The following is a 17,329-nucleotide window of genomic DNA, read 5'->3' as shown; positions in this document are numbered from 1 at the left end:
TGCCGCGCCAGCGCCGGGCGGGCAACCCACGAGGTGAACGCCAGTTACCCTAAGACTCGCACGTAGGGTAACTGGTGTTCACCTCGCGAGCGCCCCCACGGCCGTCACCATCCACGACGCCCCGTTGCGGACTGAGGCTGGCAACCCGCGAGTCCTAATTTGTATGCTTGCGAGCATACAAATTAGGGGGCATTTCGATGGAGAAGTCGCCGGAGATCGTGAATCGGGACGTCGAGTGGGCGACTCTGGCCGACTTTCTGCGCCATCCCGACCAGCACCTCCGACTGGGTGTGCTGTCCGGCCGGCGACGGGTGGGCAAGAGCTTTCTGCTCCGCGCCCTCGCCAGGGCGAGCGGTGGCCTCTACGTCACGGCGGTGGCCGAAGAGGCCGCCCCGGCGGCACGGCTACGGTTCGCCACTGCCATCGCCCGGTACGCCGGCGTCAGCCCAGACCTGATCGGAACCGGAGCAACCTGGGAAGCCCTGCTCGAAGCGGCGATGAACCAGGTCATCCGGCAGTGCGGCCCCGGTGGACTGCTCGTCATCGACGAACTGCCCTACTGGATGGCCCATTCGCCCGAGTTGCCGGGTCTCCTGCAACTGCTCTACGACCGCTCGCAGGCGGGCGACGGTCCGGCCGGTGGACGGATCATCCTCTGCGGATCCGCCATCTCGGTCATGAACGACCTGCTCTCCGGGACCAAGGCGCTGCGCGGCCGGGCCAGCGTCGATGTCCGGCTCGCCCCGTTCGATCTGGCGACCACTGCCCGGCTCTGGGGCATCGCCGACCCGCCCACCGCGCTGCGGCTGCACGCCGTACTCGGGGGGTCCCCCGGCTATCGTGACCTGGCCGCCCTCCCCCCGCCGCAGAGCCTGCCCGGCTTCGACACCTGGGTCACCGGCACGGTGCTCGATCCCCGGCAGGCGTTGTACTCCCGCAGCGAGACCGAGTATCTCCTGCGGGAAGACCCTCGATTCACCGGCAGCACCCTGCACTACGCCATCCTCGGGGCGGTCGCGGCCGGCGCCACCAGCCCGGCGAAGATCGGCGCCGTGCTCGAACGGGACCGCACCGCCTTGACCCGGCCGATCGAGGCGTTGACCAGCGCCGGCTATCTGCGCTACCTGACCGATCCGCTCTGGGACCGCCGACCGGTCATCACCATCGCCGACCCGATCGTGCGGTTTCACAACCTGGTCACCCTGGCCCACTACGACCTCGTCGAAACCGGTCGAGCGGCGCAGGCATGGCAGGCCGCTCGCGCCACCTTCAGTTCCCGGATCCTCGGCCCGCATTTCGAGCACTGCGCGCGCGACTGGCTCCGTCATCACCTCGCCGAAGCGGGTGAAGACCAAACCGGCCAGATAGCCGCGACGGTGGTGAACGACCGCAACGGACGGGCCCGGCACGAGGTCGATGTGATCGGCCTTCGCCGACAGACCGGCCGGGCGGTCATCACCTGGCTCGGCGAGGCGAAGGCGACCCTCGCCCCGCGGGGACCGGCCGACCTCGACCGACTGGTCCAGGTCAAGGAGCTGCTGCGCCAGCACGGCCACGACGTGTCCGGCTCCCGGTTGGCGGTCTTCTCGACCGAGGGCTTCGCCCGCGACCTGGCCGCGGCGGCCGGCCGCCGTGACGACGTGCTGCTCGTCGACCTCGCCACCATGTTCGGAGCCGCCCCGGCGGATCGGATCAGGTGAAGGCGCCGGACCGCCTGTTGATCAGAACCGTTCTGCGACGTGGACGCCCCGGCCCTGCTGGCCGTACACCAGGCGCTCGGCCTTGAGTTGGATCCCGCGACGATTACATCCGGATCAAGAGCGCCCTGCGAACAGCCACCAGCCGGGCCGGCGGATCGACGGCCGGAACTCGCTTCGTACCCAGGTCACCACTCCCCGTCGATCCACCACATCAACTCAACGCGTGAAGACCATCGCTGGTTGCCGGAATCTGACGTTCGGGTCGCCGGGGGGCGCGACGTCAACGTCGATCATGGGAGCATCGCCGCCATGGGTTTTCTGAAGAGTCTCATCATCCGGCTCGCCACCACCGCATTGGCGTTCTGGCTCGCGACACTGCTGATCCCCGGTCTCAGTCTGGACACCGATTCGGTGTTGGAGGCCGTCACCACACTGATCTTCGTAGCCGCCATCTTCGGTCTGGTGAACGCGGTGTTGCAACCGCTCATCAAGACCGTCGGCTGCGCGTTCTACCTGCTCACCCTCGGCCTGATCGCGGTCGTGGTGAACGGGCTGCTGTTCCTGCTCACCGGCTGGATCGCCGAGCAGCTCAGCCTCCCGTTCGAGGTCGACAACTTCTGGCCGGCGGCCGTCCTCGGCGCGCTCTTCGTCGGCATCGTCACCTGGCTGCTCGGTCTGGTGATGGACCGGGACTGACCCCGGAGCCTCCGGGGTGCGACGCCGGCCACGTTCCGTGAATTGGCTTGAAGGCGGTGTCTCCCCCGGGGCTACCGTCGGGTGGTGCTGACGATCAACCGCGTAGACGGCCGGCGGGCGTGAGCCCGGTCCGGCGCGGCTACCTGCTCGGCCTCGGGGCGTACGGCATCTGGGGTTTCATGCCGCTCTATCTGCGGCTGCTCCGGCCGGCCGGCCCGGCCGAGGTGCTGGCCCACCGGGTGCTCTGGTCGGTGGTCTTCGTCGCCGTTCTGCTGCTCGCGCGGCGGGCCTGGGCGTTTCTGCGGCCGCTGCTGCGCCGGCCGGCCGCGCTGGCCGGCGTCGTCGCCGCCGCCGCGCTGATCGCCGTCAACTGGGGAACCTACATCTACGGAGTCAACTCCGACCGGGTGGTGGAGACCTCGCTCGGCTACTTCATCAACCCGCTGGTGGTGGTCCTGCTCGGGGTGACGGTGCTGCGGGAGCGGCTGCGGGCGGCCCAGTGGGCCGCCCTCGGCGTCGGCGCGCTGGCGGTCGCCGTGCTGGCCGTCGACTACGGGCAGCCGCCCTACCTGGCGCTGACCCTGGCCGTCAGCTTCGGGGCGTACGGCCTGGTGAAGAAGCGGCTGGGGTTGCCGGCGGCGGAGGGGATGTTCGTCGAGTCCGCCGTGCTCGCGCTGCCGGCTCTGGGCTACCTGGGCTGGCTCGCCTGGTGGGGCGACCCGACCTTCGGCCAGATTTCGCTCGCCCACACCTGCCTGCTCATCCTGGCCGGCGCGGTGACCGCGGTCCCGCTGATGTTCTTCGCGGGCGCGGCCAACCTGCTCCCGCTGACCGCCCTGGGCATTCTGCAGTACACCGCCCCGGTGCTGCAGTTCGTCCTCGGGGTGCTGGTCTTCCACGAGCCGATGCCGGCCAGCCGGCTGGCCGGCTTCGCACTGGTCTGGCTCGCGCTTGTCGTCTTCACCGTCGACGCCGTCCGCAACGCCCGGCACAACCGCGCGGCGCTGCTGGCCGCCACCCCGGAGCCGGCGGCGGCCACCGCGACCCGCTGAACCGTCAGGGCACCTCGAAGGCCAGCAGGGACTTGCCGTCGTACGAGGTGAGTTCGAACCCGCCCAGCTCGGCCTCGGAGAACCGGGTCTGCGCGGTCAGGGTGATCTCGTCGCCGGGACCGGCGACCCAGGACGACACCTGCTCCTTCGTCACCCCGTCGCGGCCGACCGCGATCAGCCGGTAGATGCTGGGCTTGGAGTCGTCCGCCGCGTTCTCGTAGGCGCACCGCATGGTGATCTCCGTTCCCCACTTGGTCGGGTTGATGCCGATCTCGGCGCTTACCGGGGAGGTGTTCGCCACCGGCCGCATGGCCGTCATCGCGACCTGGGGGACGGTGCCCGGGGGTTCCTGAAGGAAGGTGACGCCGAGCCCGACCACCAGGGCCAGACAGGCCGCGACGAGCGCGGCGCCGGCGTACCGGAGTCGGTTGAGCCGCCGTTCCTTCCGGCGGACCGCGCGGGCCGCGCTGACCAGGGCCGGCGACCGGTGCTCGAAGGTCGGCGTCTGCGGCGGGGTGGAGATCCGCTCCAACCCGGCCGCGTCCAGCCGGCCGAGCAGGCCGGGCAGCACGGCGATCTCCGAGACGGCCTCCCGACAGGCATGGCAGGTGGCGAGGTGACGCTCGTACGCGGCCCGCTCGGGCGGCGACAGGGCTCCCAGTACATAGGCGCCGTCGTCATGCGCGTATTCACAGCCAATCACCCGGTCACCCCCATCTCTGCCAGAATCAGCCGTAAGGATCGCAATGCGTAGTGCGTGCGGGACTTGACGGTCCCCGGCGGCACGCCGAGGCGTGACGCCGCTTCCGAAACCGAGCGGCCCTGGTAGAAGCACTCCACCAGTACCTCCCGGTGCGGCGGGGAGAGCCGGGCGAGCGCTTCCGCGACCGTCCACGCCTCCACCGCCCGATCCGCCTCGTCGACCACCTGGGGCGGTTCGGGGATCTCGTCGGTGATCACCTCGCCGACCCGCGCACTGCGTCGCCGCCAGGCGTCGATCGCCAGGTTGCGGGCGGTGGTGAACAGCCAGGCACGTACCGAGCCACGCGCCGGGTCCAGCGCTTCCGGATGTCGCCAGGCCCGTAGCAGTGTTTCCTGTACCAGGTCCTCGGCCCGCTGCCGATCGCCGTTGACCAGGCGAAGGGCATGCGAGAAGAGGGCGTCAGCGTGCTCGTCATGCAGCGCGCGCAGCAGTTGAGCGTCCCGATCGGTAATGCCAGTCTCCTCGCGCCGGTTACTGCCGAGGTTCTTGCTCTCTCCCCTTGCACCCTGTCTTACGCACTCCGTGGCCGGGCGGTTCAGCCGCCGCGCCGAGATTCCGTTGGCGCGGCCGAGAATCATCGGCCCAGGTCATTCGACGCGTACCAGGCAAGGGTTCATGTCCGGTTCACCGCCGCGCCGGCATCCGATCATGGCGCACTCATAGCGTCCGGCTGGTGCGCCTCCGGTCAGCGGCCTCGTCGGCGGCCCGGGCGCGTACCCGACCAGCTTAGGAGGCTCCTCCAGATGAGCGACCGACCGCGGCTGCTCCCTCTGCTCGGCCCGGCGGGCCACGCGGGGCGCAGCTCGATGACCTGTCTCTACCGTTGTGGCAACGCCTGTGATCACCCGGTCCCGAACGAGACCGACAACCCCTACTTCGGCGACGTGGTGCGGGCCGAGGTGTCCCGGCGCGGCGTGGTCCGGGCCGGCGCCGTCGGCGCGCTGGTCCTCGGCTTCGGCGGTGCCGCCGCCGGGGCGCTCACCGGCGGCCCGGCCCTGGCCGCGCCCGGCGCCCCGGCCGGTCCGGACGTGGATGCGCTGCGCACCGCCCGGGTGCCGGGCGGCGCGGGCGAGCTGACCTTCAAGCCGATCCCACCGAACCGGCTCGACAACTTCGTGGTGCCCAACGGGTACGACCACTCGGTGGTGATCCGCTGGGGCGACCCGGTGCTGCCCAACGCTCCGGAGCTGGACCTCACGAACCAGACGGCCGAGCGGCAGGCGAAGCAGTTCGGCTACAACTGCGATTTCGTCGGCGTCCTGCCGTTGGACAAGCGCGGCGAGCGGGCGCTGCTGGTGGTCAACCACGAGTACACCAACGAGAACCTGATGTTCCCGGGCTTCACCAGCCAGGAGGCGCTCACCGTCGAGCAGGTGAAGGCGTGCATCGCCGCGCACGGCCTCTCCGTGGTGGAGCTGGAGCGCGTCGACGGGACCGGCGAGTGGGCCGTGGTCCGCAAGGGCGCCCGCCCCTACAACCGGCGGATCACCGCGCTGAACACCCAGTTCGAGCTCACCGGACCGGCGGCCGGCTCGATCTACCTGCGGACGGCGGCCGACCCGGCCGGGCGGACCGTGGTCGGCACCCTGAACAACTGCGCCGGCGGGGTCACCCCGTGGGGGACGGTGCTCTCCGGCGAGGAGAACTTCAACCAGTACTTCGTCGGGGGCGACGGCGCGCCGGAGGCGGACAAGCCGAGGCTGGCCCGGTACGGCATCAGCACCACCGCCCGGTACCCGAGCGACAGCCGGCGCTGGGAGCGGGCGCAGGCCCGGTTCGACCTGACCCGGCACCCGAACGAGGCGAACCGGCACGGCTGGGTCGTCGAGGTGGATCCGTTCGACCCGAAGTCCCGCCCGCGCAAGCACACCGCGCTGGGCCGGTTCAAGCACGAGGGCGCGAACGTGATCGTCGCCAAGGGTGGCCAGGTGGTGGCCTACTCCGGTGACGACGAGCGGTTCGACTACCTCTACAAGTTCGTCTCGGACAAGAAGTTCCGGCCCGGCAACGGTGAGCCGGCCCGCCGGCACAACCTGACCCTGCTGGAGTCGGGCACGCTCTACGTGGCCAAGCTGGACCAGACCAGCGCCAGCGAGGTCGACGGGTCGGGGAAGCTGCCGTCCGACGGCGCGTTCAACGGCCGGGGTACCTGGATCAAGCTGGTCCGCGGCAACACCTCGTTCGTGCCGGGCATGACCGCGGCGGAGGTGTTGACCTTCACCCGGCTGGCCGGCGACGCGGTGGGCGCGACCAAGATGGACCGCCCGGAGGACGTCGAGCCGAGCCTGCTCACCGGCAAGGTGTACGTGGCGCTGACCAACAACACCAACCGGGGCGTCAACGGCAACCCGCCGGCCGACGAGGCGAACCCGCGCAACGCCAACAAGCACGGTCAGGTACTGGAGCTGGTGGAGGACGGCGGCGACAACGCCGCCGAGACCTTCGCCTGGTCGCTGCCGATCGTCTGCGGCGACCCGACCGACCCGTCGACCTACTTCGCCGGGTACGACAAGGCCAAGGTGTCGCCGATCTCCTGCCCCGACAACGTGGCCTTCGACGGCGCCGGCAACCTCTGGATCTCCACCGACGGCAACGCGCTGGGCAGCAACGACGGCCTCTTCGCGACGGCCATCGAGGGTCCGGAGCGGGGTCACCTGAAGCAGTTCCTGACCGTGCCGATCGGCGCCGAGACCTGCGGCCCGTTCATCACCACCGACAACCGGTCGGTCTTCGTGGCGGTGCAGCACCCGGGCGAGCTCTCCGGCGCCTCGGTGGAGAACCCGGCCTCGACCTGGCCGGACGGCGATTTCGCCAAGCCCGGCGTGGTGGTCACCTGGCGGCTGGACGGCGGCCCGATCGGCCGCTGACCCGCGGTCTCAGTGCCTCAACCCGATGCGAGGCGCCCGTCCCGGTGGACCCCGGGACGGGCGCCTCGTCCGCGTCACCCCTCGGCGGCCAGGCCGTCGCCGATCGACCGGGCGGCGGTGAGCAGTTTGGCCCGCACCACCCGGGCCGAGGTCATCATCTCGGCGGCCGGCAGGGCGCAGGCCAGCACCACCCGCCGTTCCATGTCCCGGTCCGGCGCGACAAGCACGGCGGCGCACGCGACGCCCTGCCGGAACTGTCCGAGTTCCAGCTGCATCCCGCGCCGGTCGCCGGCGGCCAGGTCGGCCTCGAAGGTCTCGGTGGTGGTGAGGGTCGAGGAGGTGAATTGGCGCATGCCGTACTCGCGCAGATAGCGGAAGCGCTGCTCGGGGGTGAGGGTGGCGAGCAGCGCCTTGCCGAGCGCGGTGGCGTGGGCGCCCTCGTCGAAGCCGGGCACCAGGTCTTCCACGTACGGCGACCGCGGACCCTCCGCCACCGCGGTCAGCGCCACCTGGCCGCCGATGAACCGGCCGAGATAGTGGCTGTAGCCGGTCTCCAGGGCGGCCCGGCGCAGCGACTCTCCCACCGCGGCCGGGCCCCGGAAGGCCGTGACGAGTTCCCGGTAGCGGTCGGCCACCTCCAATCCCACGATGTACGTGCCGTTCTCGCGCCGGATCACGTAACCCTCGTAGGCCAGCGTGCGCACCAGGTGATACGTGGTCGCCACGGTGAGCTCGCACCGCCGCGCGATCTGTTTCACGGTCAGGCCCTTCGGGGCTCGTCCCACCGCTTCCAGGACGCGGAGCGCTCGGGACACGCTCCGGATCAGGTCCGAAGGTTCCGCCAGGGGGTCGCGCACAACTACCTCCGCCGCCGGGGACTTACACCATATGAAAAACAGGCCGTCTACGAAATGCCTGTTCGGATCGAGGATGCCAGATGTACGGCGACCGTGTGTGCAGCGTTCGACACGAAGGGTTCATACGGGCGGCTCGCGTAGGCTCGTCTTAATTGGCCGAATTACGCGTGATTTCAAAGTAGGCACACTCTTGGCCGTAACCCCTCCCGCCCCAGCTCATCCCGTCCGCGCCTCGCTCGGCGCCACCGCCACCACCATCGCCTGCGTCGTGCCGATCTTTCTGGTCGGCGGCCTCGCCGTGCAGATGGGAACCGAACTCCGGTTCTCCCCGGCCGGGCTCGGGCTGGCCGTCTCCGTCTACTTCGGGATCAGCGCCCTGGCCTCGGTCCCGTCCGGCGCACTTGTCGAGCGGTTCGGCGCCGCCCGGGTCGCCCGGGCGGGCATCGTGATCTCCGCCGCCTCGCTGCTCGCCATCGCCGGCCTGGCCCGCTCGTACGCCGCCCTGGTGGTGCTGCTCGGGCTCAGCGCCGGCGCCAACGCCCTCGGCCAACTCGCCAGCAACGCGGCGCTGAGCCGCAGCGTCCCGGCCGGCCGGCAGGGCCTGTCCTTCGGGGTGAAACAGGCGGCCATCCCGATCTCCACCCTCTTCGCCGGTGCCGCCGTGCCGCTTGTCGCGCTGACCGTGGGCTGGCGCTGGGCGTTCGTCGCGGCGGCCGGCGCGGCGCTGGCCGCCCTCGCGGTGGTCCCGCCCGAACAGGGCACCCCCGCCCGGCGGGCCGGCAACGGCGGCGACCGGGCCACCGGCGCGCTGGTGGTGATCGGCGCCGCCGCCGGCCTCGCCGCGGCCGGGGCGAACGCCCTCGGCACCTTCGTGGTGGACTCCTCGGTGACCCGAGGACTCGACCCCGGGACCGCCGGCGGCGTCCTGACGCTGGGCAGCGTGGTCTGCCTCGGTGCGCGGATCCTGGCCGGCTGGCTCGCCGACCGGCGCACCGGCGGGCACGTCGCCACCGTCGCCGGCATGCTGCTGATCGGCGCCCTGGGGCTGGCCCTGCTGGCCCTGGACGGGCCGGTGGCGGTGCTGGCCGGGGTGGTGCTCGGCTTCGGCCTGGGCTGGGCCTGGCCGGGCCTGCTGACGTTCGCGGTGGTCCGGCTCCACCCGCAGGCGCCGGCCGCCGCCTCCTCGATCTCCCAGACCGGGGTGTACGCGGGCGGCTTCGTCGGTCCGCTGGCGTTGGGTGCCATCGCCGCGCACGCCGGCTACCCGGCGATGTGGCTGACCGGGGCGGTGGCGATGCTGTTGGCCGCCGCGCTGATGCTGGTCGGTCGGCAGCTCCTGCTAGCCCACCGCCGCCGCTCCGGCCGGTGACGCCCGCCGCCGGACCGGCCGGCCCACCGGCAATCGGCCGGCCCACCGGCAATCGGCCGGCCCACCGGCAGTCGGCCGGCCCACCGGCAGTCGGCCGGCCCGAAGGCGCGGTCAGCCGCGGGGCCGGCTGCCGGCGCCGTCAGCCGGTGCGGTCGGCGATGAAGTCGCAGAGCGATTCCAGCGCCTGCCGGGGGGCCGAGGCTGGCAGCGGGGCCAGCCGCTCCCGGGCCTCCTCGGCGTAGCTGCGTACCGTCTCCCGGGCCCGCTTGAGGGCGGGCGACTCGCGGAGCAGCGCCAGCGCCTCGGCGTGCTGGTCGTCGTCGGTGACCGGGCCGGCGGAGAGGATCTCCTTCAGCCGCACGGCGGCGGCGTCGGCGTCGTCGCTGCCGAGCGCGTACAGCACCGGCAGGGTCGGGATCCCCTCGCGCAGGTCGGTGCCGGGGGTCTTGCCGGACTGCACCGAGTCCGAGGCGATGTCGAGCAGGTCGTCGGAGAGCTGGAAGGCGACGCCGATCGTTTCGCCGTACCCGGCGAGGGCCTCGACCCGGTCGGCGGCCGCGCCGCCGAACATCCCGCCGAACCGCGCGGACGTCGCGATCAACGACCCGGTCTTCTCACTGATCACCGAGAGGTGATGGGCGACCGGGTCCTGGCCGTCCCGGGGGCCGACCGTCTCGGCGATCTGCCCGTGCACCAGCCGGGCGAAGGTGCGGGCCTGCAACCGGACCGCCTCGGTGCCCAGATCGGCCGCCAGGTCGGCGGCCCGGGCGAAGAGGTAGTCACCGACCAGGATGGCGACCGAGTTGGTCCACCGGGAGTTGGCGCTCGGCGCGCCCCGGCGCACGTCCGCCTCGTCCATCACGTCGTCGTGGTACAGCGTCGCCAGGTGGGTGAGCTCCATCACCACGGCCGCCTTGACCACCTGGTCGCCGGTCGGATCGCCGAACTGGGCGCCGAGCGCCACCAGCAACGGCCGGAACCGCTTGCCGCCCGCCTCCACCAGGTGCCGGGCGGCCTCGGTCACGAACGGGTCGGCGCTGGCCACGCTGCTGCGCAGCTCGGCCTCGACGCCCTCCAGCACGGTCAGCACCGACGCCTCGACCCGGGCGTCGACGAAGTCGAGCCCGATCGCTGTCAGGCCGCCGCCAGCCGGTCTCCCCACGCCCTCAACCATGCCACACCGGGGCCACCGCCCCTGGTCGGGGGCGGCGCAGAGTAACCGTGGCGACGGTCACCGCCCGGCGGCGGTCATCGGACGAACTGGGCGGCACCGTCGGCGAGGTCCAGCAGCGGCGTCGGTGCCACCCCGAGCACCAGGGTCACGGCCACCCCGATCGTGATGGCGGCGGAGCTCAGCCCGCCGGGCACCGAGACGGTCGGCGTCGACTCACCCGGCTCGGAGAGCCACATCAGCACCACCACCCGCAGGTACGGGAAGGCGAGGATCATGCTGCTGAGCACCCCGGCGATCACCAGCCAGGTCTGCCCGCCGTCCAGCGCCGCCCCGAACACCGCGAACTTGCTCATGAAGCCGCTGGTCATCGGGATGCCGGCGAAGGCGAGCAGGAGGAAGGTGAACAGCCCCGCGACAAGCGGCGACCGGCGGCCCAGCCCGGCCCACCGGGACAGGTGGGTGGCCTCCCCGTCGCCGTCCCGGACCAGGGTCACCACCGCGAACGCGGCGATCACCGTGAACCCGTACGCGACCAGGTAGAACATCGTGCTGGACAGGCCGTCCCGGCTGAGCGCCAGCACCCCCACCAGCAGATAGCCGGCGTTGGCGACCGACGAGTACGCCAGCAGCCGCTTGATGTCGGTCTGGGTGACGGCGAGCACCGCGCCGACCAGCATGGTCAGCACCGCCACCGCGCCGAGCACCGGGGTGAAGTCCCAGGCCGCGCCCGAGAACGCGACGTAGAAGACCCGCAGCAGCGCGCCGAACGCGGCCACCTTCGTGCAAGCGGCCATGAAGCCGGTGATCGGGGTGGGGGCGCCCTGGTAGACGTCCGGCGTCCAGACGTGGAACGGCGCGGCGGCCACCTTGAACAGCAGCCCGACCGAGAGCAGCGCGATGCCGGCGAAGAGCAGGATCGGGCTGGCCGTCGACTCGCCGACCGCCGCCCGGATGGTGCCGAAGTCGACGCCGCCGGGCGCGCTGCCCTCCGGCCCGTCGGTCACCCCGACCGTGAAGCCGTAGATCAGCGCCACCCCGAACAGGAAGAACGCCGACGAGTACGCGCCGAGCAGGAAGTACTTCAGCGCCGCCTCCTGGCTGAGCAGCCGCCGGCGGCGGGCCATCGCGCAGAGCAGGTAGAGCGGCAGCGAGAACGCCTCCAGCGCCACGAACATGGTCAGCAGGTCGTTCGCGGCGACGAAGAGCAGCATGCCGGCCACCGCGAAGATGGTCAGCGGGTAGACCTCGGTCGCCCCGGCGGACCGGACGGTCTGCTCCTTGTCGAGCTCCGAGTTCACCGGCACGGCGGCCTGGGCGACGAACGCGCCGCCGCGCTCCACCGACCGCTCGCCGATCAGCAGCAGCGCCATCGCCGCGAGCACGATGATCGCGCCCTGCAGGAAGACGGTGGGTCCGTCGATGGCGACCGCGCCGCCGGCGGTGAGGGTCCGCGAATCCGCGCTGCGGACCACCATCACCAGGGCGGCGACCAGCGCGAGCAGCCCGATCACGAGCTGCACCAGGTGCCGGGCGCGGCGGGGCACGAACGCCTCCACCAGCACCCCCACGCAGGCCGCGCCGAACAGGATCAGGATCGGCGCGAGCGCCGCCCAGTCGATCCCCGGGGCCGTGAAGTCAGTCACCGTGCCATCCTTCCGTGCCGGACCGTGAACGCCAGCGGGCTCACCGGGCCGCCTCCTGGACCGTGCCGACCGTCGGGGCCGGGTCGGTCTTCCCAACGTCCTGCATGGTCGCCTGGACGGCGGGGTTGATCACGTCGATCACCGGCTTCGGGTAGAAGCCGAGCAGCAGGAGCAGCGCGATCAGCGGGGCGACCACGACCTTCTCCCGCAGGTTGAGGTCCTTGCGCATGCCCTCCACCCCGGTCAGCGCCGGGTTGAGGGTGCCCTGGGTGGTCCGCTGCACCATCCACAGCACGTAGGCCGCGGCCAGGATGATGCCGAGGGTGGCGATCACCGCGACCGGCTTGTTCACCGTGAAGGTGCCGATCAGGACCAGGAACTCGGAGACGAACGGGGCCGTGCCGGGTAGCGCCAGCGAGGCCAGACCGGCGAAGAAGAGCACCCCGGCCAGCACCGGCACCAGCTTGCCGGCGCCGCCGAAGTCGCTGATCAGCGCCGAGCCGCGGCGGGCCACCAGCATGCCGACCACCAGGAAGAGTAGGCCGGTGGCGAGCCCGTGGTTGACCATGTAGAGCACCGCGCCGGTGCCGGCCTGGGTGGTGAAGGCGAAGATGCCGACCCCGATGAAGCCGAAGTGCGCGATCGAGGTGTACGACACCAGCCGCTTGAGGTCGTTCTGCCCGACCGCGAGCAACGCGGCGTAGATGATGCCGATCACCGCCAGCCCGAGCGCCCACGGCGCGAACCACCGCGACGCCTCCGGGAACAGCGGCAGGCAGTACCGCAGGATGCCGAAGGTGCCGACCTTGTCCAGCACGCCGACCAGCAGCGCGGCCGCGCCGGCCGGGGCGGCGCCACCGGCGTCCGGCAGCCAGGTGTGGAACGGGAAGAACGGCGCCTTGATCGCGAACGCCACGAAGAAGCCGAGGAACAGCCAGCGCTCGGCCCCGGTGGACAGGTCGACCTCGGTGAGGGTCTGCCAGTCGAAGGTCTTGCCGCCCAGCACCCAGAGCCCGATCACCGCGGCCAGCATGAACAGGCCGCCGACGAGCGAGTAGAGGAAGAACTTCACCGCCGCGTACTGCCGTTGGTGGCCGCCGTAGCTGCCGATCAGGAAGTACATCGGGACGAGCATGACCTCGAAGAAGACGTAGAACAGGAACACGTCGGCGGCGGCGAAGACGCCGATCATGGTGCATTCGAGGACCAGCAGCAGGGCGAAGTAGACCGGCACCGACCGCTTGGACGCCTCGGCGTCCTTCCAGGAGGCCAGGATCACCAGCGGCACCAGGACCGCGATCAGCATCAGCATCACCAGCGCGATGCCGTCGGCGGCGAAGGTGAAGTTGACCCCCCAGCGCGGAATCCAGGCGTACGACTCGCGGAACTGCAGCCGTTCGCCGCCGATCTCGAAGGCGAGCCACATCACCACCGACAGCGCGAGCACCGCCAGCGACCAGATGAAGGCGACCCATTTGGCCAGCTCCGGCCGCCGCCGCGGCAGGAACGCCACGACCAGCGCGCCGACCAGCGGCGCGAGGGTCAGCACCGAGAGGAACGGGAAGTCGGACATTATGCGAGCCACCCCATCTGCAGCGCCAGGAACGCCCCCACCACCAGCAGCGCCCCGGTGAGGATCGACATCGCGTACGACCGCACGAAGCCGGTCTGCAGCCGGCGCAGCCGGCCGGATCCGCCGCCCACCGTGGCGGCGAGCCCGTTGACCAGCTCGTCGATGCCCCGGTTGTCGAGGAAGACAAGCGCCCGGGTGAGGAAGATGCCGGGCTTCTCGAAGACCGCCTCGTTGAACGCGTCGGTGTAGAGGTTGCGCCGGGCGGCGGTCACCAGCACGCCGGCCGGGCGCGGCTGCAGCGCCGTGCCGCCCCGGAACAGCGCCCAGGCCAGGCCGGCGCCGAGCACGGTCACCACGATGGAGAGGATCGTCACGGCGGTGTGCGACAGCACGCCGTGGGCCTCACCCTCGGCCTCGGGCAGCACCGGGGCGAGCCAGTTCGGCACCGAGCTGACCATCAGCGCGCCAGCCGCGACGGAACCGATGCCGAGCAGGATCAGCGGCACCGTCATGATCGGCGGCGACTCGTGCGGGTGGTCGATGTCCTCGGTCCACCGCTTCGGCCCGTGGAAGGTCAGCACGAACAGCCGGGTCATGTAGAACGCGGTGAGCCCGGCGCCGAGCAGCGCGGCCCCGCCGAACAGCCAGGAGGTCCAGTCGCCCCGCTCGAACGCGGCGGCGATGATCGGCTCCTTGGAGAAGTAGCCGGACAGCGGTGGGATGCCGATGATCGCCAGCCAGCCGGTGCCGAAGGTGATCCAGGTGATCTTCATGTACTTCGACAGGGCACCGAACCGGCGGATGTCGACCTGGTCCTTCATGCCGTGCATCACCGAGCCGGCGCCGAGGAACATGTTGGCCTTGAAGAAGCCGTGCGCCAGCAGGTGGACGATGGCCAACGCGTACGCCCCGCCGCCGAGCCCGACGCCGAGGAACATGTAGCCGATCTGGCTGACCGTGGACCAGGCCAGCACCCGCTTGATGTCGTCCTTCGCCGCGCCGATGACGCAGCCGATCAGCAGGGTCAGCGCGCCGACGCTGACCACCACGGTCTGCAGGGTGGCGTTCTCGGAGAAGATCGGGTTGGACCGGGCGATCAGGTAGACCCCGGCGGTGACCATGGTGGCGGCGTGGATCAGCGCGGAGACCGGGGTCGGACCCTCCATCGCGTCGGGCAGCCAGGCCTGCAGCGGGAACTGGCCGGACTTGCCGGCCGCGCCGAGCAGGAGCAGCAGCCCCATCACCAGGATCGTGCCGGCGGCCAGCCCTTCGACGCCGTTGAACACCTCGTCGTACTGGGTGGTGCCGAGGGTGGCGAACATGATGAAGATCGCGATCGCCAGCCCGGCGTCGCCGACCCGGTTCATCAGGAACGCCTTCTTGCCGGCGGTGGCCGCGCTCGGCCGGTCGGTCCAGAACGAGATCAGCAGGTACGACGCCAGCCCGACGCCCTCCCAGCCGACGTAGAGCATCACGTAGTTGTTGCCGAGCACCAGCAGCAGCATGGCGGCGACGAACAGGTTGAAGTACCCGAAGAACTTCCGCCGGCCGGCGTCGTGTGCCATGTAGCCGACCGCGTAGACGTGGATCAGGAAGCCCACGCCGGTGATCAGCAGGACGAAGACGGCGGCCAGCGGGTCGAACAGCAGCCCGAAGTCGACGTTGAGGCCGCCGACCGCGAAGAACTCCCAGAGGCTCACCTCGACCGACTTGTTCTCCAGGCCGCGTAGCTGGAAGAAGTAGGTCAGGCCGAGGACGAACGCGGCGCCGACGCTGGCCACCCCGAGCCAGTGTCCCCACCGGTCCACGCGCCGGCCGAGCAGCAGCAGGATCGCGGCACTGGCCAACGGGATGGCCACCAGCAGCCAGACGCTGCTCAGTAGCCCGGTCCCCTGGGCGTACTCGACAGTGTGTTCCACCTGGAGGCCCCTCTTAGTACTTCAACAGGTTGGCGTCGTCGACGCTCGCGGAGCGGCGAGTCCGGAAGATCGCCATGATGATGGCCAGCCCGACCACGACCTCGGCGGCGGCCACGACCATGACGAAGAAGGCCATGATCTGCCCGTTCAGGTCGCCGTTGATCCGGCTGAAGGTGACCAGCGCCAGGTTCGCCGCGTTCAGCATCAGCTCGATGCACATGAACACCACGATGGCGTTGCGCCGGATCAGCACGCCGACCGCGCCGACGGTGAACAGCACGGCGGACAGCACCAGGTAGTAGTCGGGAGTCACTTCTCGGTCCCCTTCAGCGCGCGCTCGGCCGATTCCAGCTCCCGCACCGGCAGGATGGTGGAGACGCTCCGCTCGGAGAGGCTGCCGTCCGGCAGCCGGGCCGGGGTGGCCACCGAGCTTGAGGTGGCGAAGACCCCCGGGCCGGGCTTCGGGCCGGGGTAGTTGCCCGGCCGGAACCGGGCCCGCATGGCCGTCGGCTGGTCGAGCTTCTCCTCCTTGCGCTTCTCGATGTGCGCCAGCACCAGCGCGCCGACCGCGGCGGTGATCAGCAGCGCCGCGGTGGCCTCGAAGGCGAGCAGGTAGTCGGAGAAGAGCAGGGCGGCGATGCCCTGCACGTTGCCCTGCGCATTGGCCTCGTCCAGCCCGACCGCGACGGTGCCGCTCACCGCCCGGTAGACGCCGGCACCGACCAGGGCCGCGAAGCCGGCGCCCAGCGCGACGGCGGCGATCCGCTGGCCGCGCAGAGTCTCGATGAGCGAGTCGGAGGCGTCCCGGCCGACGAGCATCAGGACGAAGAGGAAGAGCATCATGATGGCGCCGGTGTAGACGATGATCTGCACCATGCCGATGAACGGTCCGGCCTGCACCACGTAGAAGACGCCCAGGCTGAGCATGGTCAGCACCAGCCAGAGCGCGGAGTGCACCGCGTTGCGGGCCCAGACCATGCCGAGCGCCCCCAGCAGCGCCAGCGGCGCCAGCACCCAGAAGACGACCGCCTCGCCGGTGGCGACCTCCCCGGCGGCGTACACCTCGGTCATGACGCGGCTCCCGTCGGGTTCGAGCCGGCCGGGGCGATGGTGTCCTCCACCGAGCCGGAGCCACTGACCGTGCCGGAGCCGTCGACCGTGCCCTGGTCGGACCAGGGCGCCCGCTCGGCGCCGGCGGAGGTGCCCGGTTCGGTGAGCGCGCCGAGGTAGTAGTCCTTCTCGCTCTCGCCCAGCCGCATCGGGTGTGGCGGCTGCTCCATCCCGGGCAGTAGCGGCGCGAGCAGCTGCTCCTTGGTGAAGATCAGGTCCTGCCGGGAGTCGCGGGCCAGCTCGTACTCGTTGCTCATGGTCAGCGAACGGGTCGGGCACGCCTCGATGCAGAGCCCGCAGAAGATGCAGCGGGCGTAGTTGATCTGGTAGATGCTGGCGTACCGCTCGCCGGGCGAGTAGCGCTCCCGTTCGGTGTTGTCGCCACCCTCGACGTAGATCGCGTCGGCCGGGCAGGCCCAGGCGCAGAGTTCACACCCGATGCACTTCTCCAGCCCGTCCGGGTGCCGGTTGAGGATGTGCCGGCCGTGGTACCGCGGCGCCGAAACCGGCGGCCCGCCGAACGGGTAGTCGGTGGTGACGACCTTCTTGAACATGTGCGAGAAGGTGACCCCGAAACCCTTTACCGAATCGATGATCGCGCCCATC

15 protein-coding genes are annotated in these 17,329 nt (G+C 71.0%); 5 read left to right on the top strand and 10 right to left on the bottom strand.

The genetic code is table 11. The features are described from left to right. The first annotated feature begins 197 nt into the window (after positions 1-197). The 3 genes from O7627_RS01650 (at position 198) to rarD (ending at position 3,448) form a co-directional block, all read left to right on the top strand. Complete coding sequence (locus tag O7627_RS01650) at positions 198-1,700, top strand: AAA family ATPase (RefSeq protein WP_278091726.1); 1,503 nt, start codon at positions 198-200, stop codon at positions 1,698-1,700. Between the two features lie 309 nt (positions 1,701-2,009). After that, on the top strand, positions 2,010-2,396 hold the full coding sequence (locus tag O7627_RS01645; protein ID WP_278091725.1) for a phage holin family protein: 387 nt from the start codon (positions 2,010-2,012) through the stop codon (positions 2,394-2,396). 119 nt (positions 2,397-2,515) lie between these two features. Beyond that, complete coding sequence (rarD, locus tag O7627_RS01640) at positions 2,516-3,448, top strand: EamA family transporter RarD (protein WP_278091724.1); 933 nt, start codon at positions 2,516-2,518, stop codon at positions 3,446-3,448. Between the two features lie 4 nt (positions 3,449-3,452). On the opposite strand, the gene O7627_RS01635 is transcribed toward rarD, so the two are convergent. After that, positions 3,453-4,151, bottom strand: a complete 699-nt coding sequence (locus tag O7627_RS01635; RefSeq protein WP_278091723.1) for a zf-HC2 domain-containing protein — start codon at positions 4,149-4,151, stop codon at positions 3,453-3,455. Next, positions 4,148-4,663: a sigma-70 family RNA polymerase sigma factor gene (locus tag O7627_RS01630; RefSeq protein ID WP_278098111.1), complete on the bottom strand. Its 516-nt coding sequence runs from the start codon at positions 4,661-4,663 to the stop codon at positions 4,148-4,150. Before O7627_RS01630 ends, O7627_RS01635 begins: the two co-directional genes overlap by 4 nt. 291 nt (positions 4,664-4,954) lie before the next feature. Between O7627_RS01630 and O7627_RS01625 the strand changes: the two genes are divergently transcribed. Next, positions 4,955-7,078, top strand: coding sequence for a PhoX family phosphatase (locus O7627_RS01625; RefSeq protein WP_278091722.1), 2,124 nt, complete (start codon positions 4,955-4,957; stop codon positions 7,076-7,078). A gap of 74 nt (positions 7,079-7,152) precedes the next feature. Here the strand turns inward: O7627_RS01625 and O7627_RS01620 are convergent, their stop codons facing one another. Beyond that, positions 7,153-7,935, bottom strand: coding sequence for an IclR family transcriptional regulator C-terminal domain-containing protein (locus tag O7627_RS01620; RefSeq protein WP_278091721.1), 783 nt, complete (start codon positions 7,933-7,935; stop codon positions 7,153-7,155). 190 nt (positions 7,936-8,125) lie between these two features. On the opposite strand from O7627_RS01620, the gene O7627_RS01615 reads away from it, so the two are divergent. After that, positions 8,126-9,304, top strand: a complete 1,179-nt coding sequence (locus O7627_RS01615; RefSeq protein WP_278091720.1) for an MFS transporter — start codon at positions 8,126-8,128, stop codon at positions 9,302-9,304. 139 nt (positions 9,305-9,443) lie between these two features. Here the strand turns inward: O7627_RS01615 and O7627_RS01610 are convergent, their stop codons facing one another. The 7 genes from O7627_RS01610 to nuoI all read right to left on the bottom strand — a co-directional run bounded on the left by O7627_RS01610 (position 9,444) and on the right by nuoI (position 17,328). Next, on the bottom strand, positions 9,444-10,478 hold the full coding sequence (locus O7627_RS01610) for a polyprenyl synthetase family protein (RefSeq protein ID WP_278091719.1): 1,035 nt from the start codon (positions 10,476-10,478) through the stop codon (positions 9,444-9,446). 74 nt (positions 10,479-10,552) lie between these two features. Further along, the gene (gene nuoN / locus O7627_RS01605; protein ID WP_278091718.1) at positions 10,553-12,121 is read right to left on the bottom strand and encodes an NADH-quinone oxidoreductase subunit NuoN; all 1,569 of its coding nucleotides are present in this window, start codon (positions 12,119-12,121) and stop codon (positions 10,553-10,555) included. Between the two features lie 40 nt (positions 12,122-12,161). After that, the gene (locus O7627_RS01600; RefSeq protein WP_278091717.1) at positions 12,162-13,694 is read right to left on the bottom strand and encodes an NADH-quinone oxidoreductase subunit M; all 1,533 of its coding nucleotides are present in this window, start codon (positions 13,692-13,694) and stop codon (positions 12,162-12,164) included. Next, positions 13,694-15,613: an NADH-quinone oxidoreductase subunit L gene (gene nuoL, locus O7627_RS01595; protein ID WP_278091716.1), complete on the bottom strand. Its 1,920-nt coding sequence runs from the start codon at positions 15,611-15,613 to the stop codon at positions 13,694-13,696. Before nuoL ends, O7627_RS01600 begins: the two co-directional genes overlap by 1 nt. A 13-nt stretch (positions 15,614-15,626) precedes the next feature. Continuing rightward, positions 15,627-15,926, bottom strand: a complete 300-nt coding sequence (gene nuoK, locus O7627_RS01590; RefSeq protein WP_278091715.1) for an NADH-quinone oxidoreductase subunit NuoK — start codon at positions 15,924-15,926, stop codon at positions 15,627-15,629. Next, the gene (locus tag O7627_RS01585) at positions 15,923-16,684 is read right to left on the bottom strand and encodes an NADH-quinone oxidoreductase subunit J (protein WP_278091714.1); all 762 of its coding nucleotides are present in this window, start codon (positions 16,682-16,684) and stop codon (positions 15,923-15,925) included. The genes nuoK and O7627_RS01585 overlap by 4 nt, the downstream gene beginning before the upstream one ends. Next, positions 16,681-17,328, bottom strand: a complete 648-nt coding sequence (gene nuoI, locus O7627_RS01580; protein ID WP_347404628.1) for an NADH-quinone oxidoreductase subunit NuoI — start codon at positions 17,326-17,328, stop codon at positions 16,681-16,683. Before nuoI ends, O7627_RS01585 begins: the two co-directional genes overlap by 4 nt. Position 17,329 lies beyond the last annotated feature (1 nt).

Source organism: Solwaraspora sp. WMMD1047 (genome assembly GCF_029626155.1).
GTDB lineage: Bacteria > Actinomycetota > Actinomycetes > Mycobacteriales > Micromonosporaceae > WMMD1047.
Note: the sequence above shows the minus strand (reverse complement) of the source record. Positions and strands in the feature narration are given on the sequence as shown.